This window comes from Pseudomonas sp. B14-6, from assembly GCF_013260315.1.
GTDB classification, from domain to species: domain Bacteria; phylum Pseudomonadota; class Gammaproteobacteria; order Pseudomonadales; family Pseudomonadaceae; genus Aquipseudomonas; species Aquipseudomonas mandelii.
Genome location: NZ_CP053929.1, coordinates 5,739,029 through 5,764,416 on the forward strand (window position 1 = coordinate 5,739,029; position 25,388 = coordinate 5,764,416).

The 25,388-nt window shown below is 60.5% G+C and carries 21 protein-coding genes; 6 read left to right on the forward strand and 15 right to left on the reverse strand.

Features of this window, described 5'->3' with window-relative positions; genetic code table 11:
- Positions 1-88: 88 nt before the first annotated feature.
- Complete coding sequence (locus tag HP062_RS26165; RefSeq protein ID WP_172792288.1) at positions 89-2,518, forward strand: TonB-dependent receptor; 2,430 nt, start codon at positions 89-91, stop codon at positions 2,516-2,518.
- A gap of 118 nt (positions 2,519-2,636) precedes the next feature.
- On the opposite strand, the gene HP062_RS26170 is transcribed toward HP062_RS26165, so the two are convergent.
- Positions 2,637-3,512 (reverse strand): AraC family transcriptional regulator, encoded by an 876-nt coding sequence (locus HP062_RS26170; RefSeq protein ID WP_172792289.1) that lies wholly within the window; start codon positions 3,510-3,512, stop codon positions 2,637-2,639.
- Between the two features lie 138 nt (positions 3,513-3,650).
- Here HP062_RS26170 and HP062_RS26175 point away from each other — a divergent pair, with 138 nt between their 5' ends.
- Positions 3,651-4,553, forward strand: a complete 903-nt coding sequence (locus HP062_RS26175) for a DMT family transporter (protein ID WP_172792290.1) — start codon at positions 3,651-3,653, stop codon at positions 4,551-4,553.
- 21 nt (positions 4,554-4,574) lie between these two features.
- Here HP062_RS26175 and HP062_RS26180 read toward each other — a convergent pair whose 3' ends face one another.
- The 4 genes from HP062_RS26180 to HP062_RS26195 form a co-directional block, all read right to left on the reverse strand.
- Positions 4,575-5,084, reverse strand: a complete 510-nt coding sequence (locus HP062_RS26180; RefSeq protein WP_172792291.1) for a DUF2165 family protein — start codon at positions 5,082-5,084, stop codon at positions 4,575-4,577.
- A 142-nt stretch (positions 5,085-5,226) separates the two neighbouring features.
- On the reverse strand, positions 5,227-6,201 hold the full coding sequence (locus tag HP062_RS26185; protein WP_077750202.1) for a D-glycerate dehydrogenase: 975 nt from the start codon (positions 6,199-6,201) through the stop codon (positions 5,227-5,229).
- 696 nt (positions 6,202-6,897) lie between these two features.
- The gene (locus HP062_RS26190; protein ID WP_172792620.1) at positions 6,898-7,275 is read right to left on the reverse strand and encodes a DUF6124 family protein; all 378 of its coding nucleotides are present in this window, start codon (positions 7,273-7,275) and stop codon (positions 6,898-6,900) included.
- Positions 7,276-7,611: 336 nt separating this feature from the next.
- Positions 7,612-8,580 (reverse strand): LysR family transcriptional regulator, encoded by a 969-nt coding sequence (locus HP062_RS26195; protein ID WP_077748258.1) that lies wholly within the window; start codon positions 8,578-8,580, stop codon positions 7,612-7,614.
- Positions 8,581-8,859: 279 nt separating this feature from the next.
- Between HP062_RS26195 and HP062_RS26200 the strand changes: the two genes are divergently transcribed.
- The 4 genes from HP062_RS26200 (at position 8,860) to HP062_RS26215 (ending at position 13,803) form a co-directional block, all read left to right on the forward strand.
- The gene (locus HP062_RS26200; protein WP_102595395.1) at positions 8,860-10,371 is read left to right on the forward strand and encodes an efflux transporter outer membrane subunit; all 1,512 of its coding nucleotides are present in this window, start codon (positions 8,860-8,862) and stop codon (positions 10,369-10,371) included.
- Between the two features lie 175 nt (positions 10,372-10,546).
- Positions 10,547-12,739: an FUSC family protein gene (locus HP062_RS26205; protein ID WP_010463144.1), complete on the forward strand. Its 2,193-nt coding sequence runs from the start codon at positions 10,547-10,549 to the stop codon at positions 12,737-12,739.
- Positions 12,729-12,929 (forward strand): DUF1656 domain-containing protein, encoded by a 201-nt coding sequence (locus HP062_RS26210; protein WP_007896379.1) that lies wholly within the window; start codon positions 12,729-12,731, stop codon positions 12,927-12,929. Before HP062_RS26205 ends, HP062_RS26210 begins: the two co-directional genes overlap by 11 nt.
- A gap of 25 nt (positions 12,930-12,954) precedes the next feature.
- Positions 12,955-13,803: an HlyD family secretion protein gene (locus tag HP062_RS26215; protein WP_010463139.1), complete on the forward strand. Its 849-nt coding sequence runs from the start codon at positions 12,955-12,957 to the stop codon at positions 13,801-13,803.
- A gap of 28 nt (positions 13,804-13,831) precedes the next feature.
- Here HP062_RS26215 and HP062_RS26220 read toward each other — a convergent pair whose 3' ends face one another.
- From HP062_RS26220 to algG, 10 genes are all read right to left on the reverse strand, one after another.
- On the reverse strand, positions 13,832-14,230 hold the full coding sequence (locus HP062_RS26220) for a hypothetical protein (RefSeq protein WP_010463136.1): 399 nt from the start codon (positions 14,228-14,230) through the stop codon (positions 13,832-13,834).
- Between the two features lie 122 nt (positions 14,231-14,352).
- Positions 14,353-15,177: an SDR family oxidoreductase gene (locus tag HP062_RS26225; RefSeq protein ID WP_172792292.1), complete on the reverse strand. Its 825-nt coding sequence runs from the start codon at positions 15,175-15,177 to the stop codon at positions 14,353-14,355.
- Between the two features lie 33 nt (positions 15,178-15,210).
- Positions 15,211-15,675 carry a multidrug transporter gene (locus tag HP062_RS26230; RefSeq protein WP_083374963.1) on the reverse strand — a complete coding sequence of 155 codons (465 nt, stop codon included), beginning with the start codon at positions 15,673-15,675 and terminating at the stop codon, positions 15,211-15,213.
- 201 nt (positions 15,676-15,876) lie between these two features.
- Positions 15,877-17,328, reverse strand: a complete 1,452-nt coding sequence (locus tag HP062_RS26235; protein WP_010463132.1) for a mannose-1-phosphate guanylyltransferase/mannose-6-phosphate isomerase — start codon at positions 17,326-17,328, stop codon at positions 15,877-15,879.
- A gap of 214 nt (positions 17,329-17,542) precedes the next feature.
- On the reverse strand, positions 17,543-18,196 hold the full coding sequence (locus tag HP062_RS26240) for an alginate O-acetyltransferase AlgF (RefSeq protein ID WP_042932354.1): 654 nt from the start codon (positions 18,194-18,196) through the stop codon (positions 17,543-17,545).
- Positions 18,197-18,213: 17 nt separating this feature from the next.
- Positions 18,214-19,389, reverse strand: a complete 1,176-nt coding sequence (locus tag HP062_RS26245; protein WP_010463127.1) for an alginate O-acetyltransferase — start codon at positions 19,387-19,389, stop codon at positions 18,214-18,216.
- Positions 19,390-19,400: 11 nt separating this feature from the next.
- Entirely contained in the window at positions 19,401-20,966 is a 1,566-nt protein-coding gene (locus tag HP062_RS26250) for an MBOAT family protein (RefSeq protein WP_077748261.1), read from the reverse strand.
- A 195-nt stretch (positions 20,967-21,161) separates the two neighbouring features.
- Entirely contained in the window at positions 21,162-22,295 is a 1,134-nt protein-coding gene (locus HP062_RS26255; protein ID WP_010463124.1) for a mannuronate-specific alginate lyase, read from the reverse strand.
- A gap of 11 nt (positions 22,296-22,306) precedes the next feature.
- A complete protein-coding gene (locus HP062_RS26260; RefSeq protein WP_010463122.1) occupies positions 22,307-23,767 on the reverse strand; it encodes an alginate O-acetyltransferase in 1,461 nt (486 codons plus the stop codon).
- Positions 23,768-23,777: 10 nt separating this feature from the next.
- Positions 23,778-25,367: a mannuronan 5-epimerase AlgG gene (gene algG, locus HP062_RS26265; RefSeq protein ID WP_102595392.1), complete on the reverse strand. Its 1,590-nt coding sequence runs from the start codon at positions 25,365-25,367 to the stop codon at positions 23,778-23,780.
- Positions 25,368-25,388 lie beyond the last annotated feature (21 nt).

Sequence of the window (25,388 nt, forward strand, 5' to 3'; positions counted from 1 at the left end):
ATGATGAGGTAAACCCAACCCCCATCCGTGTAGTGACTGAAACTGCGAGTCATTCGCATCCCGTAGGTTCTACACAGGTCAATGAGCAATGAAGTCCAGGGCAAAACCGGGTTCGGTCAAACAGTGGTTGGGTGCTTCTGCACTGAGTATGTCGGCGTTGGCCTTGCTGCCTTCGAGCGTCGCATCGGCCGCTGAGGCGGGCAATACGCAGCCGCTTACGCCGTTCAGCTTCGCCATCGCTGCCAAGCCGCTGCCCCAGGCCTTGAGCGACTTCAGCCGCGTCACCGGAATCAGCGTGGTCTACACCGATGAAGCGCCTTACGGGCTCACCGCCCCGGCGGTCAATGGCCCGTTGAGCGCCGAGCAGGCCCTGCAGCGTTTGCTCAGCGGTTCGGGCTTCACCTTCCGCCGTAGCGATGCTCACACCCTGGTGCTTGAACCGCTGCCCAGCGCCGGCACATTGAATCTGGGCACCACCACCATCAACTCGGTGGCCGATCAGTCCATGAGCTATCAGCCGCCGCCCACCAGCTCGGTGATGCGCTCGTCGGCCTTGCTCCAGGACATCCCGCAGACCGTCAACGTCATTCCGGCCCAGGTCATTCGCGATCAGGCGCCGCGCAATCTGGATGATGCGCTGGCCAACGTCAGCGGCATCACTCAGGGCAACACGCTGGCGAGCACCCAGGACTCGGTGATGACCCGCGGTTTCGGCGACAACCGCAACGGCTCGATCATGCGCGACGGCATGCCGATCGTGCAGGGCCGCGGCATGAATGCGACCGTGGACCGGGTCGAAGTCCTCAAGGGACCGGCCTCGCTGCTGTACGGCATCCAGGACCCGGGCGGCGTGGTCAACATGGTCAGCAAGAAACCCGAGCTTGAGCAATACAACGCCCTGACACTGCGCGGTTCGACCTACGGCGACGGTAAAAACGGCAGCGGCGGTGGCCTCGACAGCACCGGCGCACTGGGTGATTCCGGCTTTGCATACCGTATGGTGCTGGACCACGAAGACGAAGATTACTGGCGCAACTTCGGCACCCACCGCGACACGCTGGTGGCGCCGTCACTGGCGTGGTTCGGCGAAAGCACCACGCTGTTGTTTTCCTACGAACACCGCGAGTTCCTGACCCCGTTCGACCGCGGCACGGTCATCGATCCGCGCACCAACCATCCGTTGGACATCTCGCGCAATGAACGCCTGGACGAGCCCTTCAACAACATGGAAGGCCGCTCGGACCTTTACCACTTCGAGGCCGATCACGAGCTCAACGACAATTGGAACGCTCATTTCGGCTACAGCTGGAACCGTGAAACCTACGACGCCAGCCAGGTGCGCGTCACCGCCATCGACACCCGACGCGGCACGCTGACCCGCAGTATGGACGGCACTCAAAACGCGATCAGCACCGACCGTTTCACCACCGCCAGCCTCGAAGGCAAGGTGAACGTGTTGGGTATGCAACACGACCTGGTGTTCGGCATCGATGACGAATACCGCAAGATCTACCGCGAAGACCTGATCCGCCAGAAAAGCCTGAGCACCTTCAGCTACGTCAACCCGGTCTATGGCCGCGAAGTCGCCGGCACCACGGTCAGCCCGGCGGACAGTGCGCAGACCGATGAACTGCGCAGCGATTCGATCTTCCTGCAGGACTCGATCCACCTCACCGATCAATGGATTTTCGTCGCAGGCGCACGCTTCCAGGAATACGACCAATACGCCGGCAAAGGCGTGCCGTTCCAGGCCAACACCGACAGCAACGGTCAGAAATGGGTGCCGCGCGCCGGTCTGGTCTATCGGTTCACCGATGAACTGTCGTTCTACGGCAGCTACACCGAATCGTTCAAACCCAACTCAACCATCGCGCCGTTGAGCGGCAGCAGCACCGTGCTCGACGGCAGCGTCGCGCCGGAAGAAGCCAAGTCGTGGGAAATCGGCGCCAAGCTCGACATGCCTGGGCGCGTGACCGGCAACGTCGCGCTGTTCGACATCAAGAAACGCAACGTGCTGGTGGCCAACTCCGAAGGCCCGGTGACGATTTACAGCGCCGCCGGTGAGGTACGCTCCCGGGGTCTTGAAGTGGATTTGAGCGGCCAGCTCAGCGACCGCTGGAGCCTGATCGGCAGCTATGCCTACACCGATGCCGAGGTCACCGAAGACCCGACCTACAAGGGCAAAAAACTGCAAAACGTCGCGAAGAACAGCGGCTCGCTGTCGGCGGTCTACGACTTCGGCACCATTGTGGGCGGCGATCAACTGCGGGTCGGCGCGGGCGCGCGGTATGTTGGCGAGCGGGCGGGTAACGCGGTCAACGATTTCGACCTGCCGAGCTACACCGTGGCCGATGCGTTCGCGACCTACGACACCAAAGTCGAAGGGCAGAAGGTCAAGTTTCAGCTCAACGTGAAGAACCTGTTTGACCGCACCTACTACACCTCGGCGGCGAGCCGGTTCTTTGTGTCGATGGGGGATTCGCGGCAGGTGTCGCTGTCCAGCACACTGGAATTCTGATCGCAGACCGCGTAATCGTCCTTCGCGGGCAAGCCTCGCTCCTACACGTTTTACGTTGTCCTTGTAGGAGCGAGGCTTGCCCGCGAAGACGGCATGACGGGCGCTGCAAATGTCGGGACTAACGCAAAAACGCCTGCCGATACTCGCCGGGCGTTCCACCCAAAACCTGCCGAAACCGATTGGTGAAATGGCTCGCACTGGCAAAGCCGCACGCCAATGCAATCTCTCCCAAAGGCTGCGATGTCGAACGCAACAACTCCCGCGCCCGGCCCAGTCTGCGCGCCAACACATACTGATGCGGTGGCAAGCCAAAGCTCTCCCGAAACATCCTCGCAAAGTGATACTCCGACAGCGTGCACAACGCCGCCAATTGCCCCAGGCTGATCGCCTCGGCCAACTGATTGTCGATGTACTCCACCAACTGCCGCCGCTGGTGCGCCGCCAATCCGCCTTTTAACCGCAAGCCCTCACGCATCCCGACCTGGCCGAGCAACATGTGGCTGAGCATTTCGTGAGCCAGGCTGCTGGTGAGCAGGCGCTCGCCGGGTTCGTCCCAGCTGAGGGTGAGCATCTGCCGAAAGCGTCGGGCCTGCGCTGGATCGTCAAGGAAAGTGGCTTCGCGCAATTGCAGTTCGCGAGGCTCGCGGTCCAGCAGCGTGACGCAGCCGAGGGCGAATTGTTCGGGGCTGAAATACACATGGGCGAGGCGAATGTCGCCGTTGATCACCCAGCCCGACTGATGCTCGGCCGGCAGGATGCACAGCTTGTCCGGGCCGCCCTTGGTGCCGGGCTGGTCGCGGCGGAACGTGCCGGTGCCGCCAGCGATGTAGCACGACAGTGTGTGGTGGCTCGGCGCTTCGTAATCCTGGGCGTCGTGATGGTTGGTCCACAAGGCTGCAGCCATGCCGTCACCGAGCTCGGCGCTTTGCTCCAGACGAGCATTGGGCGAGCGGTTGAGGGCTTGAAAGACTTGCAGGGTTTCCAGTGTGGGCATGATGGCTTCTCTCCAACGCCTTGCATCCTACTCCGTAGACCATGCGCTGCCAGCCTCTGCCACGACAAAAGCGCAAGTTTATGCAAGTGCGCCCACGCTGGTCGCAGGACACTGAGTTCCTATTGAGGAGCCTTAGTCATGAACCTTTCGCTGTATTTATTGACCGTGCTGATCTGGGGCACCACCTGGATTGCCTTGAAATGGCAGTTGGGTGTGGTGGCCATTCCCGTGTCGATCGTTTATCGCTTCGGCCTCGCGGCACTGGTGCTGTTCGTCCTGTTGCTGCTCAGCCGGCGCCTGCAAGTGATGAACCGTCGCGGGCATTTGATCTGTCTGGCACAGGGCTTGTGCCTGTTCTGCATCAATTTCATGTGTTTCCTGACGGCCAGTCAGTGGATTCCCAGCGGGCTGGTCGCCGTGGTGTTTTCCACGGCCACGTTGTGGAACGCGCTCAATGCACGGGTGTTCTTCGGCCAGAAAATCGCCCGCAACGTTTTGATGGGCGGTGCGCTGGGCTTGTCCGGGCTTGGCCTGTTGTTCTGGCCTGAGTTGGCCGGCCACACCGCCAGCCCGGAAACCTTGCTCGGCCTGGGCCTGGCACTGCTCGGAACTTTGTGTTTCTCGGCCGGTAACATGCTCTCGAGCCTGCAACAGAAGGCCGGTTTAAAGCCGTTGACCACCAACGCCTGGGGCATGGCGTATGGCGCCGCGATGTTGTCGGTGTGGTGTCTGGTCAGGGGCATTCCGTTCGACATGGAATGGAACGCGCGTTATATCGGCTCGCTGCTGTACCTGGTGATTCCGGGTTCGGTCATCGGCTTCACCGCGTACTTGACGCTGGTCGGGCGTATGGGCCCGGAGCGAGCGGCCTATTGCACCGTGCTGTTCCCGGTTGTGGCGCTGAATGTCTCGGCGTTTGCCGAAGGCTATCAATGGACCGCGCCGGCATTGGCGGGGCTAGTGTTGGTGATGCTTGGCAACGTACTGGTGTTCCGCAAACCCAAGGCGCCGATAGCGCAAGGCAATGTCAAACTCGCCTGAATACGTCGGGGCCGAGTGCGCTTAGCGCTCGGTCCGGAGTGCGACGAATATCAGCAGCGGAAGTATGAAGTCGACAATATGCCGGGCCCAGTCCTTGGCATTCCAGGTTTGTGATTCGTCCATGTTGAACCATTCAACGCCGATCACTTGCAGGCAAACGTAGTAGACAAATATGGCGATCAATAATCCGATGATTGAAAACTTCTTGGCCTCATGGAATTCCTCGGCCGGCGCATTCCTGTAATGGAAAAGATAATAGGCACCAATCAGGCAGAAGGCCGTGTAGATCACTTCAAGTGTAATGATGAACCAATAGATCCGGTGGTGGAGCATGGGTGAGGTGATTGCCCGGTAGTTCAGGTTGATATTTTCCCGGGTGGTGTCCATGCTCAGAATATGACTGACGTACTCATAGTTGGATGCGTAGTCGGTGAAGTTGCTGTACATCACCAGCAGGCCAAAAAAGCTTATATAAATCATTAGTGCCAGCTTGCTGTATCTGATGATCTTGTCGGTAGTAATGCTGTTCAAGGTTAGAGTGCTCCATCACTGCTTTCCGTGGGTCGGATAAGTGGTGGTGAGTGTATAGCGCTTGAACTATTTTAGTGGGCTGACTGAATTGCAAGTTATGTAAGGAGCGGGCAGAGACTTTATAAGTCTCTGCTCGTTTTCGTTAGCCTTTCCACACTTGCGGGTTGACCAGATCTTGCGGGCGCTCGCCCAGCAGTGCGCTGCGCAGGTTAGCCAACGCACGGTTGGCCATGGCCTCGCGGGTTTCATGGGTGGCGGAGCCGATGTGCGGCAACGTCACCGCGTTTTTCAGCTGGAACAACGGCGACTCGGCCAATGGTTCTTTCTCGTAGACGTCCAGCCCGGCGCCGCGAATGCGGTTGTTTTGCAGCGCTTCGATCAGGGCGGCCTCATCCACGACCGGACCGCGCGCGATGTTGACCAGGATGGCGCTCGGCTTCATCAGGGCCAGTTCGCGGTGGCTGATCAAGTGCCGGGTTTTCTCGCTGAGCGGTACCACCAGGCAAACGAAATCGGCTTCGGCCAGCAGTTCGTCAAGGCTGCGAAATTGCGCGCCGAGTTCTTGTTCCAGCTGAGTCTTGCGGCTGTTGCCGCTGTAGAGGATCGGCATGTTGAAGCCCAGCCGCCCGCGACGGGCAATGGCCGCACCGATGTTGCCCATGCCGACGATGCCCAGGGTTTTGCCGTGTACATCGCAGCCAAACAGCGGTGCGCCGACGGTGGCTTGCCATTGTCCGGCCTTGGTCCAGGCATCGAGCTCGGCGACGCGGCGGGCGCTGCTCATGAGCAGGGCGAAGGCCAGGTCGGCGGTGCTTTCGGTGAGGACATCCGGCGTGTTGGTCAGCATGATCCCGCGTTCGTTGAAGTAGGCGACGTCGTAGTTGTCGTAGCCGACGGAGACGCTGGAGACGACTTCGAGTTTGGCGGCGTTTTCCAGTTGTGCGCGGCCAAGTTTGCGGCCGACACCGATCAGGCCGTGGGCGTGGGGCAGCGCTTCGTTGAACTGGGCGTTGATGTCGCCGTTTTTCGGGTTGGGGACGATGACGTCGAAGTCTTGCTGGAGGCGCTCGACCATTTCCGGGGTGACGCGGCTGAAGGCGAGGACGGTCTTTTTCATGGGAGGAGGGCTCGTCGGGGCTTGGTGAATGCCAAGCACGCTAACATTCTTTCCCGTTGTTGCGCGAGTCCGCGGATTGCCCGGGAGTTTCTGTGGGCGCTGGCCTGTCAGCGATGGCGGCCTTCGGGCGACCATGTTGTGGTTGACCGGGTACATATCCATTCCTGCGGTTACGGCGGCTGGCGGTTTCGCCCTTACGGCGACTCACTTTTTTTTCAAACGCCAAAAAAAAGTAAGCAAAAAAAGGCTCGCCCCAAACGTCCGGCCCCTCGCCTGGGCTCGGCGTTCCTTCGCTCCGGTATCCATCCGGGGACACTGCCCTCCGGTCTGCTTCGCGACGACCTACATGCAGCGTGTTCGACTGCGTCGAACGGCGCTGCGCGCCACTCCCCGGATGAACACCTCCACTCAGCCTCCCGAAGGGGCGGGTGGATCAAGATCAAGAGCTGCAGGCGAGCTAACGCTCGGCCTGATGAGTGGTGAGAATCAAAAGCTGTACGCTGAGTTCTTGTAGGAGCGAGGCTTGCCCGCGAAGGCGGCCTGACAGCCGACCAATCTCTTTTGCAGGTACCCACCAATCCATTGTGGGAGCGAGCCTGCTCGCGAAGGCTGTTTAACATTCGACATTGAAGTCGTCTGACTCACCGCTTTCGCGAGCAGGCTTGCTCCCACAGGGAAACAGTTCACACCGGAGGATCAGCTATGTGGCGCAGGGTTGGGTACTGCGACGTTATCGAGCATCCGGTTTGCGGCCAGTTCGGCCAGCATGACGATCTGCTGAATGGCCATCGCCTTGTGCCGGTGCGGGCCTTCCAGATAGTCCGCGAAGTCGCTCGCCATCACGCTGGCCTGGGCCAATGACTCGCAGGTGTGGGCCAGCAGGTCTTCGTCTTTGATGTCCGGTGCGATCACAAACATGGTGCTGGGTTTGCGGATGGCTGGGGATTTGAGGGCGGCGGGGTTGAGGTAGTGATCCAACGCGCGTTCGGCGGCGTCGTTGAGTTTTTTGGAATCGAGGGATTCGTAAGGGGAAACGTCGTCGGTTTCCGGAGGGTTCGGTGTTTCTTTGATCATGCGGAAGTTACTCATTGGCAGATGAAGTGGAACTGCCATCTTTCGTTTTCCAGACGAAAGGGTGGCAGCCATGCGCGGACTGGAAAAACCGGGACACCCACCAAAACCCGGTAGACCCGAAGGTCTCCCGCGCACAGCCGCCATAACAAGGATTTGCGTGCAGAAAAAAGCGCCGCAGTATGCCATGGGGTTTGGTAAGTGTTCGCCAGGTTTTCCAGACCTGGCCGCTGATTTTGCAGCGACCCACAAAGCCTACCCATTTCCCGTCTGACCCAACAACCGACAGAACCCGTCGGAAACATTCCCCAAAATCACTGCGTCTGTAGGACCGTGAAATCAGTTCGCCACCCGAGCCCCACCCAGACTCCCACTCAATTCATACGCCACCAATTCCGCCTGATGCGCCGCCAATATCTCCGGCAACGACCCGCGCAAGTACTCGACCCAGGTCTTGATCTTCGCGTCCAGGTACTGGCGCGACGGGTAGATCGCATACAGGTTCAGTTCTTGCGAGCGGTAGTTCGGCATCACCCGCACCAGTGTGCCGTTGCGCAGGCCTTCAATCGCCGCGTACACCGGCAACACGCCGACGCCCATGCCGCTGATGATTGCGGTTTTCATCGCGTCAGCCGAGTTCACCAGGAACGGCGAGCTGTTGATGGTGACCATTTCCTGGCCTTCCGGGCCGTCGAAAGTCCACTTCTCCAGCGGGATCACCGGGCTCACCAGGCGCAGGCACGCGTGGTTAAGCAAGTCGCTGGGCTTGTGCGCGCAGCCGTTGGCTTTCACATACGCCGGCGAGGCGCAGACGATGCTGTAGGTGATGCCCAGGCGCTGGGAGACGAACCCTGAGTCCGGCAGTTCGCTGGCGAGCACGATGGAAACGTCGTAGCCCTCGTCGAGCAGGTCCGGCACGCGGTTGGCCATGGTCAGGTCGAAGGTCACGTCGGGGTGGGTCTTGCGATAACGGGCGATGGCGTCGATCACGAAGTGCTGACCGATGCCGGTCATGGTGTGCACTTTGAGCTGCCCGGCCGGGCGCGCGTGGGCGTCGCTGGCCTCGGCTTCAGCCTCTTCGACGTAGGCCAGGATCTGCTCGCAACGCAATAGATAGCGTTTGCCGGCCTCGGTCAGGGCGATGCGACGGGTGGTGCGGTTGAGCAGGCGGGTTTGCAGGTGGGCTTCCAGGTTGGAGACCGCGCGCGAGACGTTGGCCGTGGTGGTGTCCAGTTGCACGGCGGCGGCGGTGAAGCTGCCGGCCTCGGCCACGTAACTGAAGGCGCGCATGTTTTGCAAAGTGTCCATGGGGTGCTCTCGGGTGCGATGGCAAATTGTGACACAAGGTTTCAGAGTCTGAGACCCCGACCAAGGGATTATCGCGTTAACGGTAACAAAGATTCACAGGATTCCCAGCTTATCGCCGTACAGACCGCCCCCTAGAATTGCGCCGGTCATTGTAGGAGCGAGGCTTGCCCGCGAAGGCGGCGTGACAGTCACCAACGATGTCGACTGATTCGCCGCTTTCGCGGGCAAGCCTCGCTCCTACAGGACTTCGTACGCCCCTTCTCTCAGGAAATCGCAGCAGTGCCGCGTCGCATCAACAGAGCGCTTCAGACGCTCAGTGTTCTGGCTTTATCCCTGACCCTCGGCGGCTGCATCGGCACCGGAGGAATTGCCCCGCAGGGCAAGGCACTGGAGGCCAATTCACTGGCCACCGACGACGCCATCCAGAGCGCCGCGCAGGACGCTCACTGGCCCACCGCACAATGGTGGCAGGCCTATGGCGACCCGCAATTGAACCGCTGGATCGATCTCGCCGTACAAGGCAGCCCGACCATGGCCATGGCCGCCGCGCGGGTGCGACAGGCCAGGTCCATGGCCGGCATCGCCGAGTCTGCCGAGTCGTTGCAGATTAATGGCGAATCCACCCTCAAGCGCCACAACTGGCCGACCGATCAGTTTTACGGGCCGGGCGAGTTGGCCAACACGACCACCTGGGACAACAACGCTGCACTGGGTTTCAGCTACGCCCTCGACCTTTGGGGCCGCGAAAGCAACGCCACCGAGCGCGCCGTGGACATGGCGCACATGACGGCCGCCGAAGCGCGTCTGGCCCAGCTCGAATTGCAGAACAATATCGTGCGCGCCTACATCGAACTGTCGCTGCATTACGCGCAGCGGGACATTGTCGAGGCGACCCTGAAACAGCAGCAGCAAATTCTCGATCTGGCACAAAAACGCCTGAACGGCGGCATCGGCACCCATTTCGATGTCAGTCAGGCTGAAACGCCGCTGCCGGAAACCCATCGCCAGATCGACGCGCTGGACGAGGAAATCGCCCTGAGCCGTAACCAACTGGCCGCTCTGGCGGGGAAAGGTCCAGGCGAGGGCGCGCAGTTGGAACGGCCCACGCTGTCGTTGGCCGCGCCACTGAAACTGCCGTCGTCATTGCCCGCGCAATTACTTGGGCAACGCCCGGACGTGGTCGCCAGCCGCTGGCAAGTGGCGGCCCAGGCGCGGGGCATCGATGTCGCCCACGCCGGTTTCTACCCCAACGTCGATCTGGTCGGCAGCCTCGGCTACATGGCCACTGGCGGTGGGGCGATGGAGTTTTTGACCGGCAAGAAACTCAACTACAGCGTCGGCCCGGCGATCTCGTTGCCGATCTTCGACGGCGGGCGCTTGCGTTCGGAGCTGGGCGAAGCCTCGGCCGGGTATGACATCGCCGTGGCCAAGTACAACCAGACGCTGGTCAACGCGCTGAAAAACATCTCCGACCAGTTGATCCGCCGCGAGTCCATGGACAAGCAGCAAACCTTCGCCGCCGAGTCGGTGGCCGCTGCGCAGAAGACTTATGACATCGCGATGGTCGCCTGGCAGCGCGGGCTCACCGACTACCTCAACGTGCTCAATGCGCAGACCTTGTTGTTCAAGCAGCAGCAGGTCCAGCAGCAGGTTCAGGCCGCACGCCTGAGTGCCCACGCCGAATTGGTGACAGCGCTGGGTGGCGGGCTGGGTGCAGGAAATGATGTGCCGAAGGACAGCCAGACCCAGGCACCGAAAACCCCGGCCCTTTTAAAGAGCCTCTCGAATTGAACACGATGTTCCAGGTACATCCGCATTTGTGGCGAGGGAGCTTGCTCCCGCTTGAGTGCGCAGCACTCACAACATGTGAGGTGGCTGCCCGAATATTGGGGCCGCTACGCAGCCCGGCGCGAGCAAGCTTGCTCGCCACAGAATCTCTTTTGCCTCACGTGCTTCCAGGATACTCATGACTCCCTCGCCCGCACCTCTGCGCTGGCTGTATTCCCTTGAATGGCGCCGTGGTTTTTTTGACTGGGCACGCAGCGACGGCGTGACCTGGGTCTACATTTTCAAAGTGCTGTTCGCCGCGTTCCTGACCCTGTGGCTGGCGATGCGCCTGGAGTTGCCGCAACCGCGCACGGCGATGATCACCGTGTTCATCGTCATGCAACCGCAAAGCGGCCAGGTGTTCGCCAAGAGTTTTTACCGCTTTCTCGGCACGCTGGCCGGGTCAGCGGTGATGGTCGCGTTGATTGCCTTGTTCGCCCAAAACACTGAACTGTTCCTCGGCTCGCTGGCGATCTGGGTCGGTCTCTGCTCGGCCGGCGCGGCGCGTTATCGCAATTTTCGCGCCTACGGTTTCGTGCTCGCCGGGTACACCGCCGCGATGGTCGGTTTGCCCGCGTTGGCCCACCCGGACGGCGCGTTCATGGCGGCGGTCTGGCGGGTGTTGGAGATCTCGCTGGGGATTCTTTGCGCCACCGTGGTCAGCGCCGCGATCCTGCCGCAAACCGCCAGCGCGGCGATGCGCAACGCCTTGTATCAGCGCTTTGGTGTGTTCGCCTTGTTCGTTACCGATGGCTTGCGCGGTCGCAGCAAACCCGAGGCTTTCGAAGCCAGTAACGTGCGCTTTATTGCCGAGGCTGTCGGCCTGGAAGGGCTGCGCAGCGTCACCGTGTTCGAAGACCCACACATGCGTCGACGCAACGGACGACTGAGTCGCTTGAACAGCGAATTCATGGGCATCACTACGCGCTTCAACGCCTTGCACCAATTGCTCGAACGCTTGCGCAGCAGCGGCGCTGACCACGTGGTGGCGGCGATCAAACCGGGGTTGCAGGACCTGGCGGAATTGCTCGATGGCTTCAGCGGTCGCGCCTTGACCAGCCCCGATGCCGCACGCCTGGCCAGCGCCTTGGCGACTTACAAGGAAAACTTGCCGGCGCGGGTTCGCAGCCTGCGGGCGACCTTTCAGGAAAGTGGTCCGAGCGACGCCGAGCAGCTCGATTTTCATACCGCCTACGAACTGCTCTATCGCTTCGTCGACGAGTTGCACAGTTATGCACAGACCCACGCTTCACTGGCCGATCACAGCCATGCGCGCGAGCAATGGGACGAACCGTTCACCCCGCAAACCAACTGGATGGCCTCGGCGGCGTCGGGGATACGGGCGGCGTTCATTCTGGTGGTGCTGGGCAGTTATTGGGTGGCGACGGCGTGGCCGAGCGGGGCGACCATGACGCTGATCGCTGCGGCCACCGTCGGCCTGTCCGCGGCGACACCGAACCCGAAACGCATGGCGTTCCAGATGGCCTGCGGCACATTCCTCGGGGCACTGATCGGCTTCGTCGAGATGTTTTTCATCTTCCCGTGGATCGACGGTTTTCCCTTGCTGTGCGTGATGCTCGCGCCGGTGATCGTGCTCGGTTCGTTCCTCACGTCGCGGCCGCAATACGCCGGTGTCGGCCTCGGCTTGCTGATCTTCTTCAGCACCGGTTCGGTGCCGGACAACCTCACCGTCTACAACCCTTACGCGTTCATCAACGACTACATCGCCATGGTGCTCGGCATGCTGGTGTGCGCGGCGGCCGGGGCGATCATTCTGCCGCCGAACAGCCGCTGGTTGTGGCGCCGGCTCGAGCAGGATTTGCGTGGGCAAGTGGTGTATGCGATCAGCGGCAAGCTCAAGGGCCTGGCTTCGAGTTTCGAAAGCCGCACCCGGGACTTGCTGCATCAGGCTTACGGCCTCGCGGTGGGTCAGCCGCAGGTGCAACGGGATTTGCTGCGCTGGATGTTCGTGGTGCTGGAAGTCGGCCACGCGATCATCGAGTTGCGCAAGGAACAGGCGATTCTGCCGGTGCATCCGGCCTACGCCGAATCCCAGCCGTGGCGCCAGGCAATCCGCGTGATGGGGCGCTCGCTGGTGCGGCTATTTCTGCAACCGAGCCCGAGCAATCTGGAACGCGGCCTGATCGCGGTCGACCATGCCATCAGCCGCGTGCAAGCCACCGATGAACCGTTCGCGCCGCACTTCGACACCTCCGCCTTGCGGCGGGTGAAGAGCTATTTGCACTTCATCCGCACCTCGCTGCTGGACCCGCAATCACCGCTCGCCGCCTACGCCGGGACCCGGCCCCAAGGACTTGAACATGCCTCGTGAAATCGCCTTCCACGGCGTGTACATGCCCACCATGACGCTGATGTTTTTCATCGCCGCGGCGCTGGCCTGGGCGCTGGACCGGTTCCTGTCCGGGTTCGATCTGTACCGCTTCTTCTGGCACCCGGCGCTGCTGCGCCTGAGCCTGTTTACCTGTCTGTTCGGCGCTCTGGCGCTGACGGTCTACCGTTGACTCTCTATTTCTGAAGAAGGCCCTGATGAAAAAGCTTTTCAGCCTGCTCGCCACGTTGCTGGTACTGGCCCTTGCGATATGGATCGGCCGGACCCTTTGGGTGCATTACATGGACACGCCGTGGACCCGCGACGGCCGGGTGCGCGCCGACATCATCAACGTTGCCGCCGACGTCACCGGGGAAGTGGTGGACGTGCCGGTGCGCGACAACCAGCAAGTGAAGAAGGGCGATCTGCTGATGCGCATCGACCCCGAGCACTACCGCATCGCGGTCAAACAGGCGCAGGCCCTGGTGGCCTCGCGCAAGTCGACGTGGGAGATGCGCAAGGTCAACGCCCATCGCCGCGCCGACATGGACGCCTTGGTGATCTCGAAGGAAAACCGCGACGACGCCAGCAACATCGCCGACTCGGCCCTGGCCGATTACCAGCATGCTCAGGCACAACTGGAAGCGGCTGAACTGAACCTCAAACGCACCGAGGTCCGTGCTGCGGTGGACGGCTATGTCACCAACCTCAACGTGCATCGCGGTGACTACGCGCGCATCGGCGAAGCGAAAATGGCTGTGGTCGATATGAACTCATTCTGGGTGTATGGCTTCTTCGAAGAAACCAAACTGCCGCATGTGCGGGTGGGCGACAAGGCCGACATGCAGTTGATGAGCGGCGAGGTGTTGAAGGGGCATGTGGAAAGCATCTCCCGTGGCATCTACGACCGGGACAACCCGGAGAGCCGCGAGCTGATTGCGGATGTGAACCCGACGTTCAACTGGGTGCGCCTGGCGCAGCGAGTGCCGGTGCGGATTCACATTGATGAAGTGCCGGAAGGTGTTCTTTTGGCGGCGGGGATTACGTGCACGGTCGTGGTTAACTGACTCGGTCCGTCAGGCATAAGACAAAGGCTCAGCCCTTGCAAAACGTCTCATGCAAATGTCGCCAAACCACCTTGCCACCGGCCTGTTTCTCAAACACTACTGTCGAGCGGCGATCCGAGTGCAGGCCCGTCGCATCGGTCTGCTGCTCGCGATAACCCACCACCGCGCCACCGTCGTACAGTGCAATACCCCGCAACTCGCTGAGCTCGATCCTGAAGCCAAGCTTCTTCCCGCCGGCCAGCAAGAACAACTCGCTCAACGCTTCGAAATCCAGCACCCGGCCGAGGGGCGAGATCATGGAAAACTGTGGTGAAAACCGGCTCAGCAGTTGTTCAAGTGCCGAGTCGTCTCGTTCTTCGGCCAGCCATTGTTCGATGGCGACGTGGGCCTGGATGACTTCGTCGAAGTAGTCGGTGTAGTCGGTCATGGTTGTTTCCTGAGTTTTTACAGCGTCTGGTCTGACGTCTTCGCGGGCAAGCCTGGGCAAATATTGCGAACGACGCGAGCCTGTAGGCGCGAGGCTTGCCCGCGAAGGACGATAACGCGGTCCTACAGTTGCCCCCTAAGCCCGAACCGCTTCATCAACCCCGCCTCCAGCAACCCTTTAGGCAGCAACCCCGCCAACAACGGCAACGCCCGGCTGCCATTGCCCAGACGAATCAGGCGCGGAGGTTTGCTCTGCTGCACAGCCTTGAGCAAACCACCGGCAAACTCCTTGGCCGGGGTCGGTTTATCCTGAGAGGCCTTGGCCCGCGCACGAATACCTTCGCGCAAGGGAAACCACGGCGATTGCTCGGTGATCAACTGCTCCGCTTCATGCCCGGCATTCTTGGCGAAGCTGGATTCGATGGCGCCCGGCTGTACTTCCATCACGCGCACACCGAACGGCGCCAGCTCCATGCGCAATGCATCGCTCAAGGCATGGACAGCGGCTTTCGAGGCGCAATACGCGCCGGCAAACGGGGTGACCAACACCCCGGAAACGCTGCCGATGTTTACCACGATCCCTTTGGCCCGACGCAACACCGGGAACAGCGCGCGGGTCACGCCAACAATCGCGAACACATTGGTTTCGAATTGGCGCTGCATCGCCGGCACACCGCCATCGAGCAGCGGCCCCATGGCGCCATAGCCGGCGTTGTTGATCAGCACATCGAGGCCGCCATGTTGCTGGTTGATCCGCTCGCTCAGCTGTTCCAGCGCCGCGCCGTCGTTGACGTCCAGCTGTAAGGCCGTGAATCCGGCGGCGGTTAACGCGGCCACATCTTCAGCCTTGCGGGCGCTGGCCCAGACTTCGTATCCGGCCCCTTTGAACACATCGGCGAGGGCGCGGCCGATGCCGCTGGAACAACCGGTAATCAACGCAACGGGCATGGCGCGGTCCTTGTGCAAAAAGAAGTAGGGGGATCAGTCGGAGAAACTACCCTGCAAACGCTCGGCGCGAAACTCCAGGGTTTGCGGGCGATAGCCAGGGCGCAGCGGCGGCAGGGGCAAGCAGTCTTCCCAGTTGGCGCCGGCTTGCAGTTCGCCGGGGCCGCGATAGCGCGGGGCGGTGTATTGATTGTCGGCCAGATTGACCGTATCGCCCGGCGCATACGCGGCGACACGCCAGCGCAACTCGGTCAGCGGCACGTCGTTGCCGTTGTTCATGGTCAGTTTCAACGGCCGGTCTGCCGGGCAGTGTTCCGGCGCGTAGGTGATGCGCAACTCCAGGCGCGCCAGTTGCTTGACCTCGCGGTTGTCCATCCAGATCACCCACGTGGCCACCAGACCCAGGCCGATGGCGGCCGCCACCGAGACGGGCAAGGCCTTGGCCGGGTAGCGCAGCAACAGGATCAGCCAGGTAATAACCAGCAAAACGCCGATGAACATGTTTGAACGCTCCTTGAACTCATGGCCACCATCCTACCGAAGGGCTGAGGGAATGGACATTGCGCGTTCCAATGGGACGCGGAGCATCCCGGGCTGAACTCCCACGCAGAGCGTGGGAACGAACAAAAAAGCCCCCGACCAACCCGCTGCGGATAGGGAAAACGCAGCGGACTGGACGGGGGCTTTTGTTTTACTGAACGCTTACTGCGCGATGGTTTTCACCGACACGCCGCGTTCGATCGGGGTGGAGCGACCGTAGATATCTTCGAACCGCTCGATATCGTCTTCACCCAGGTAGCTGCCCGATTGCACTTCGATGATCTCGAGTGGAATCTTGCCCGGGTTGCGCAGGCGGTGAACCGAGGCGATCGGGATGTAGGTCGACTGGTTCTCGCAGAGCAGGAACACGTTTTCGTCGCAGGTCACTTCGGCCGTGCCGCTGACCACGATCCAGTGTTCGGCGCGGTGATGGTGCATTTGCAGGGACAGGCACGCGCCCGGCTTGACCGAGATGTGCTTGACCTGGAAACGGCCGCCCATGTCCACCGAGTCGTAGGAGCCCCACGGACGATAGACTTCGCAGTGGTTCTGGGTCTCGCTGCGGCCCTGCTCGTTGAGGGTGTTGACCATCTGTTTGACGCCTTGGACCTTGTCCTTGTGGGCGATCATCATGGCGTCCTTGGTTTCGACGACCACGATGTTTTCCAGGCCGATCACCGACACCAGTTTGCCGTTGCCGTGGATCATGCAGTTCTTGCTGTCCTGAATGACCACGTCGCCTTTGGTGACGTTACCGTTGGCGTCTTTTTCGTTCACTTCCCACAGCGACGACCAGCAACCGACATCGCTCCAGCCGGCGGTCAGCGGTACGACGCAGGCGCGTTGGGTTTTTTCCATGACCGAGTAATCGATGGAATTGTCCGGGCAGCAGGCGAAAGTCGCTTCGTCGATGGTGACGGTGTCGGCATCCTGTTCGCTGCGTTCAAGCGTCAGCAGGCAGGTGTCGTAGATGTCTGGATCGTGTTTTTTCAGCTCTTCCAGGAAGCGGCTGGCACGGAACAGGAACATGCCGCTGTTCCAGAAGTAACCGCCGGACTGGACGAACTCGGTGGCGCGCTTGACGTCCGGTTTTTCGACGAAGTGCGAGACGCGGCTGACGCCTTCGGGCAGCAGGGAGTCAGCGGTCGATTTGATATAGCCGTAGCCGGTTTCCGGTTTGGTGGCCGGAACGCCGAACAGCACCATTTCGCCGTTTTCGGCAGCGACGGTGGCCAGGGCCAGCGCACGTTGCAAGGCTTTCTGGTCATCCAGCACGTGGTCGGCCGGCAGCACCAGCATCAACTCGTCGCGACCTTCATTGACCAGCATCATCGCGGTCAGGGCCACGGCCGGCGCCGTGTTGCGGCCGAACGGTTCCATCAGGATGCGCTGGGTTTCCAGTTTACGGTTGCTCAGCTGCTCGTTGACGATGAAGCGGTGGTCTTTGTTGCAAACCACGATCGGGGTGTCCATGCCTTCAAACACCAGGCGTTCCAGGGTTTGCTGGAACAGCGTGTGTTCGCCGGTCAGGGCGAGGAACTGTTTAGGGAATTGCTTACGCGAAAGCGGCCAAAGACGTGAGCCGCTACCACCTGACAAGATCACCGGAATCATGTTGTTACTCCTTGAAAATCGTATGGGTCAGAGCTACTGCGTTCTGTCGTTTCACTCTTGTTCTTATTCCGTGTCCCGACTGGCACTGCGGTTCAATGTGGGAGCGAGCCTGCTCGCGAAGGCGGCGTATCAGTCGACATCAATGTTGAATGTCAGACCGCTATCGCGAGCAGGCTCGATCCCACAAGGGAACAGCGTCAGTCAGGCAAAATGTTTAGCGCGTCGAAACCGGGCGTTTTACCCAGACTGGCGACAGGCTGCTGCCTTTACCGGTGACGTACAGCACGGCGGCTTCACCGCGTTCCAGGGCAACCGGTTTCACGTCGCCGACTTTGGTCGCGCCGTCGTACAGGGCCAGGCTGACTTTGACCGGGTTGATTTCACGTTCGCCACGGCCCTTGGCCGCTACGGATGGAACCACTTCGGTCTTGCCATCAGCGGTTTTCAGGGTCAGGGCCTTGTCGCTGAGGTTCTGCACGCGAACCAGGGATTTCTGCTTGTTCTTGAACGGCGGCTCTTCGATCAGTTGCGGCGCGCCGCTGGCGTTGTTGACCAGGGTGTAATAGTGATCACCGGCCAGTTTCACCGGCAGGGTCTGGCTGCCGACCTTGGCGCTGTAGTCGCCGCCCGGCATGAAGCTGAAGTCGGTGCTGGACAGCGGCGCGACTTCGGCCAGGTTGGTGCTGCCGACGGTGGCGCTGACTTCAGCGTTACCGGCGTTGTAGACACGGACGAAGCTCGAACCTTTCGGTGCAGTCGGGCCGTAGAGTGCAGCGTCACCAGCAAAGGCGGACATCGACAACACGCTCATGCCAGCAACAAGTGCGAAGGTCTTGGCGAGACGGCGAGGAGTAGTAGTGAAAGTCATGGTAGTACCTCTCTCTTTCAGTTTTGCGCCCGGTCGGGCGTCTCGGATTTAGTGTTTGCGGCTACGTTTTGTTGGCGGGCGCCGGCTTCTTTGAGCTCTGCGACCCACTGCGGGTCGGCGTCGCCTATTTCGTTGTTCACAGGCAGATAACGTTCAGGGAACTCCCAGATCAGCACCTGTGGCGGGCTGTTCTTGAAAGCATCACTTTTCAGGTAGCTGAGCATCGGCAGAATCGGGCCGTGGCCGTCTTCGGCGTAATTGACCACGTCGCTGTTCAGCGCTTGTTTCAGCGCCCCGACGAAGTTCCAGTTAGGGTTGGCGCTGTAGCTGGTGCCGATCAGGGCCACCGGCACTTCGGTGTTGGCGAACAGCGCGTCATCACCGGCAGGCTGGTCTTGCGCGACCACGGTGTTGCGCTTTTGCAACGGCTCGGTCTTCGGCATCAGGTTTTCGAACAGCGGGTCCAGCGGCAGGAACAACCGCAGGTCGCCCTTGTGCGTGACCTTCTCCGCAGGTTCGGTGACGAAGCGTTGCGGCTCGCCACTGAGCGGGGTTTTCTCGGCAATGGTTTTGGCCAGGGTCTCGGCGGCGATTTGCGCGCCTTCCGGGGTCCAGTGGGTGTCGGTGCGCAGGAACACTTGCTCGCCGTCCAGCTTGGCTTTGAGCATCGGGCCGAACAGGTCAGGCGCGATGATCTTGTTGGCTGCCACGCGAGCGTGGAAGTCTTCATAGAGGTTGGCGTGAATGCTCGAAGGTTTCACTGCGCCCAGGTGTTCCGGGTACAGGCGAGTCTTGGCCGGCACAATCGCCATCACCAGTTTCACGCCTTTGGCCTTGAGTTCCTGGCGTACGCCTTCTACGAGCGCGTAGTTGCCTTGCAGGTTCAACTCTTCGTTGACGATCGGGTTGAATTCTTCATCGCTGTACAACCATTGATCGCGGCCGAGCACAACGCCCGGACGACCTTCGTTGAACAGTTTGAAATCCAGCGCGGCCCAAAGGTTGGTGCCCAGGCGCTTGATCGGGAACTCCTCGTCGTAGTGCGTTTCCACAGCCTTGGCCCAGCGGCCATTGAGCACCGTCGCATCGGCGTTGGTGCTGAAGCCGAAGAAGCTGCGCGTCGACCACAGGCCCAGCACCAGCAGGGTCACCATGAACAGGGCGATGTAGAAGATACGTAATGAGCGGGTCATGGTCAGATCCCTCAGAACTGGAAGTAAAGGAACGGCGAGAAGCTTTGCGCCGAGAGTTTGAAAATCGAGGCGATGAACAGCACCAGTACCAGCGTGCGCATCACGTAGCGGGACCAGTCCGCGGTCCAGTAGGCCGGTTGCACGGTGGCTTCAACGCCAACGGTGTAGCCAGGCTCGTGGATGCTGGTCGGGTTGTCGCCCGGTACGGCTTTGATCATTCCAGGCGTGGCAGCGGCCGGGCCGTCGGCCTCGACGTTGACCACAGGCTTGGTCTTCTCAGGCGGCAGGTTGCTGTAGAAATCGCGGATGCCGAAGAACGCCAGGGTCATGTAAGCCACCACCAGGGTCGCCACTTGCAGGCCGGTGAGGCTGGCCGCGTTGAGTTCCGACAACGACCATTCGCCGAAGCTGAACATCGCGCCGTACATGCGACCGGCGACGTGCAGGTTTTCCGAACGGAAGATCACCCAGCCCATGACCACGAGCAGGAAAGTCAGGGCCCAGCGGATCGGGTTGATGCTGCGTGGCGAGGTGTTCAGGCCCAGGGCCTTTTCGATCGCCAGCCACATGCCGTGCCACGCACCCCAGATGATGTAGGTGATGTTCGCGCCGTGCCACAGACCACCGAGCAGCATGGTCAGGAACAGGTTGCGATAGGTCATCAGCGTGCCTTTACGGTTACCGCCGAGGGTGATGTACAGATAGTCACGCAACCAGGTCGACAGGCTGATGTGCCAGCGACGCCAGAACTCGGTGATCGACTGGCTGATGTACGGCTGCTTGAAGTTTTCCATGAAGCGGAAACCCATCATCAAGCCCAGGCCGATGGCCATGTCGCTGTAGCCGGAGAAGTCGAAATACAACTGCGCGGTGTAGGCGAGGGCGCCCAGCCAGGCGTCGCCCGTGGTCGGGTTCTGCAAGGCAAAGCAATGGTCGGCCACCACCGCGAGGGTGTCGGCGATAAAGACCTTCTTGATGAAACCCTGCATGAACCGCGTGGCACCTTCGGAGAACTTGTCGAGGGTGTGGGTGCGATTGTTGAACTGGTCGGCGAGGTCGCGAAAACGCAACACCGGGCCGGCGATCAAGTGCGGGAAGATCGCCACGAATGCGGCAAAGTCGATCAGATTGCGGGTCGCCGGGGTGTCTCCCCGATAGACGTCGATGATGTAGCTGATGGACTCGAAGATGTAGAACGAGATCCCGATCGGCAACAGCACGTGGGTCAGGATGAACGGCGACAGACCGACCGACGTCATCATCGCGTTGATGCTGTCGACGCCGAAGTTGGCGTACTTGAAGTAGCCGAGAATGCACAGGTCGACGGCCACGCCCAGCAGCAACCAGCGTTGTGCCGGTTTGGTCCGAACGCCTGCGGCACCGACTTTGAGGCCGATCCAGTAGTTCCACAACGTGACGGCTGCGAACAGCGCAAGGAAGTCCACACGCCACCAGGCATAGAACACGTAGCTGGCGAGCAGCAGCAGCAGGTTGCGATAGCGTATTCCGCTCAAGTAGTACATGCCGAGAAAGATCGGCAGGAACAAAAACAGGAACACGTTGGATGAAAATACCATCCCGGTCTCTCCATGTTTAACCAACAGTCAAGGGCCAACGGCCCCCCCAAACCCCCCATCAAAATCCAGAGGGCAACATCACTTCATTGTGGGAGCGAGCCTGCTCGCGAAAGCGGTGTTTCAGTCGACATCTTTAGTGAATGTCAGGCCGCATTCGCGAGCAGGCTCGCTCCCACAGGGGTTTTGCGTTTGGCTCTAGGAGCCTTTTTTGCCTTTCTCGTTGGCCGGGTCGTAGACCTTGGTCAGGTCACCCCCGAGGCGGAAGGTCTTGAACGGCTGCATCTCGTGTTTTTTCTCGAGTACATCCGGCGAGCAGGTGTAGAGCGTGCAGAACGGTTCGAGCCAGGCGAATTTCGAGTCGACCTTGAGGTCGGTCATGTCCTGTTCCTTGCCGTTCTTTTTCTCGAACTCGTCCGGGTCTTTAACCCCCGACAACACCCGGTCACCCAGGCGTTTCAGCGCGCCGTTGTTTTCCTGACGCAAGTCCACACCGTTGACCTGAGCGAAACTGGCGATCATCGCGAGCGGCGGGAGGGCGTAGTTGTGGTAGGCGAGGGCGCGTTGCTGGCGCTTGAGTTCGTTGGGCAGGAAACCCTGGGCGTCAATCTGATTGGCGCCGACTTTGTATTCCTTCACTGCCCAGTCGAACAGGTCGCGACGGTTGGTGGCGATGGACGTTGCCATCACCGACCAGGCGGACCAGTACGAGTGGTTGTTGGTTTTTTCCAGCGGCAGGTTGTCCCAATCGCTGACCACCTGATCCGCCATTTTGCTGAACCAGGCTTCGATCAACTGCGACTCTTGCTGATGGTTGGCCAGCGGTTGCGAATCGGAGAACTTCAGGCGAATGTAAGCCGACGCCATGCTGCCCAATGCCCATTTGCGCATGGACTTGCCGGTGTGGTTGAAGTCCTTGGACATCAACGCATCGGACTTGGCCCAGGCGGTCAACCAATTCAGGGTGCATTCCAGTTGTTCCGGACGACCGTCACGCATGTACTGCATCACGCGCTTGCTGGTGCCGCGCTCCATCTTGGTGATGTCGGCGGTGGTGTCGCGGAAGGCTTTTTCCGAGGCCTCGTTCAGGGTCGAACGGGCCTTGTCGGAGCCTTCATACTTGCTGCGAAATTGCAGTGAGCCGGTGTACGGCGTCGGCATCGCATCACAGCCTTCGCTCTTGTCGCCGGTTTTGACTTTTTCAATCGGCGCGAAGTAACCCTGTGGCGGGCGCAGTGGCGCGGCGGCCTGGGTGGCGCCGGCGAACATCGCCAACGTCAGCAGGGAGGGCGCGAGTAACTTTTTCAAAGTTCGGGTTTGCATGCATGTCATAAGAGGTTGCCTCATTGCCCGGCTTGAGCGGTACGCTGCCCAGCGCCAGGGAATACATTGCGTTTGCAGATTTTCGCTTCGACTTTCTGTGGCGTGGCACCTGCTTCAGGGCCCTGGATTTCGACGGCCAGCAGATTCTGCGTGGCCCAGTCTTCGTCCGTGCGCAACTCAAAGGCAAAGCGCCCGTCGGTGTCGGAAGTTTCCGGTTTTTCGATTTTGATGTCCTCGTGGCGACCGTTCATGTACCAGAGGGTGGCTTGCAAAGTTTTCACCGATGGATCGGCGAAGCGGATGTCGACCTGGTGACTGCCGTTTTGCAGGTTCAGGTTCTTGCTGTTGACCATTAATTCGTTCTTGCCCGGTTTCAACGTGGTGCTGCCGGTCATCTGTGCATCCTTTCCTTCGCAACCGTTGTCCAGCAGCGCCATCATCTGGCGGTAGATGGTTTCCTGGTCGAGGCGATAGAGCGGCGAGAATTCCCAGATCAGAATCTTCGGCGGCTTGGTCTGGAACTCTTCGCTGCCCAGGTACTGCAGCATCGAACCTTCCAGGCCACCGCCGGGGAACGCCACGTTGAGGATGTCGGCGCCGATGGCCTCTTCGAGGAAACCGGCGAAGTTGTAGTTCTTGCCACTGTGGCTGGTGCCGACCAGGGTGATCTCGGGATTGCCCGAGTCACTGAACAGGTCGCCGTCGGCCGCTTCGCCCTTGGGCTCGGTGGTGAACTGATCCATGTACTGGATCGCGTAGCTGGTGCCACAGAGTTGACCGGCCATGTTGTGTAATGTTCCGGTCTTGCCCATGCGACCCGACTTATGGCTCTCGAATTCGCGCTTGGGAATGTCAGCGAACTCAGGCAGTTGCTTGATTTTCTCGCCGACGATTTTCGCCGTGCGCTGGGCGCCATACGGCGTCCAGTGTTGGTCGCCGCGGAAGTAGAAGTCGTGGGCCGGCAAGGTGTCGGGCAGCGATTCGTTGGTCAGCGGCGACAGGTCCGGAACCACGTAGCCCATGGCGGCGAAACGGCCGAGCATGGTCTTGTAGTTCTTCAGCGCCTTGTCGAAATCGTATTTGGCTTTTTCTTCCGGATTCAGTTTGTTGCGGTTCACCAGACCACGGGTGGGCTGGTAAACGATGACCAGTTCCACGCCTTTGCTCTTGAACGCATCGTGCAGCTCTTTCATGCGTTTGTAGCCGGCGGGGGTGGTGTCGAATTCGGTGCGCAAGTCTTCCTGGGTCCGGAACAGCCAGTCGCCCTGAGCCTGCACCAGCGTGGTGAAGTTCTGCTGATAACGCGTGGTGTAGTTCTTCGCGTCATGGGCTTCGGGGCACAGGTTGCAGCACGGTTCGGCGCTGAAGCTCGGCGGACTTACTTTACTGGCAGCTTCATCGGCACGGACGCCGGCGCTGGCCGCGAGAATGCCGGCGGTCAGGGCCGACAGGCTGAGTAATTTGATCAAGTGTGGGTGCATAAAATTATCCTCAGTCCTGCATTTCGGTCTGGCGTTCGACAGGGTCGATCAGCACGGCTTTCTGCTGGCGCACCAGCAAGTCGAGAATTTCATCCTGGCGCTCGCCAAGAATCCCGTTGAAGCTGATGCCGCTGGATTTGGTCGGGGCGAGCATGGACACGCGATACAACTCGACGCTCAGCGGCGAGTCGATGGACAGCGGTCCGCTGCCGTTGCCGGCCAGTTCGCCACCGACGATGATCAGCGACACCTGGGCGTCGAACGGGTCGAGCTTGATGTCCCGGTCGGTGTCGCTCAGGTCTTTGATGTGGCCGTAGACGCCGGTCAGGCCGTTGGCCATGGCGAGGTTTTCGTAGAGGCGGATGTTCACGCTGTTACGAATACGGATGCCGTGGCGGCGATTGCTGATCACCTTGTTGCCCCACAGCAGGTTGTCAGCACTCTCGTAGAGGGTGATGCCGTCGGTGTGGTTCTTGTAGATCTCGTTGTAGGCGATGACGTTGTTCACGCTGTTACGGTCAATCACCATGCCTGACAACTTGTTGTCGTAGCTGCGGTTGTTGAAGATGAAACTGTCGTTGACCTCACGGGAAATAATGATCCCGTGCTTTTTCTTGGTCCCGAATACGGTGTTGTCCGCGATGATCAGTCCGTGGGAACGGTCATGCGGGTCAATGCCGTAGACGATGTTGTCTTTGTAAGTGTTGCCCTTGACCACGAAGTCGCGGGTCTCGTAGCAGTAGAAGCCGTACCACATGTCCGAGAACTCGGAGCCGACGATCCAGCCGGTCGGTTCAGGACGCTTGAGCACCTTGGCCATGTTCGGCGTGTACTGGGAAATACTCACGCCGTAAGACTTACTGTTGGCGTAGCCGAAACTGGCGATCTTGCTGTTGGCGATGTAGGTCTGGGTGCCGCCCCAGGACAGCAGGAACGGACGGAATTCCTTCGGCGACTTGAAGGCCGCCGGGCCGTTTGCCTTTTCGCTCCAGCCAGTGATTTTGGTATCACGCACAAACAGCTGGCCGTCGTTGACCAGGAACGAACCGGACTCTTGGGACAGGCGCAGTTCCTGGGTCTGCTTGTCGATTTCCAGGATGCCTTTCTCACCTACCACGATCGGCAACTTCGCCAGGAACACACCCGGCGAGGTTTCGCTGAAGTACTGCTTGGGCAGTTTCTTGGCCAGATCCTTGAGGTTCATGTAGCCGTCGTCGACGAAGATCGCCTGTGGGATGCCGTGCTGACGCACCACCCACTCGGCCATCTTGTTATCGCCGCCGATGAAGTCCTTCAGGGCGTTCTCCTGCATCATCCGGCGCACGCTGATTTTGCCGGCCTTGGTGCGCACGACTTTCGCGGCGATGGCTTCGGCGGTGTAGCCGGAGGTGTCCGGCAGTTTCGGCGCTGCCAGTTCCAGCGGCTCGGTCGGCGCGCTGTTGACGGTGTAGGTCTTGGCCTGTTGCAGCCCCTTGGCAATGGTCGCCGGCTGCCCTTTCTGCGCGGGCGCTACCGGCTCCGCAGTGGCGAAGGCCGCCGAGCTGGCCAGCAGCATCGCGCCGGCCAGCAAGGTCAACGAGCCTCTCTTCGGACTGTTCATGTCAGGAACTCCCTTCGCGGT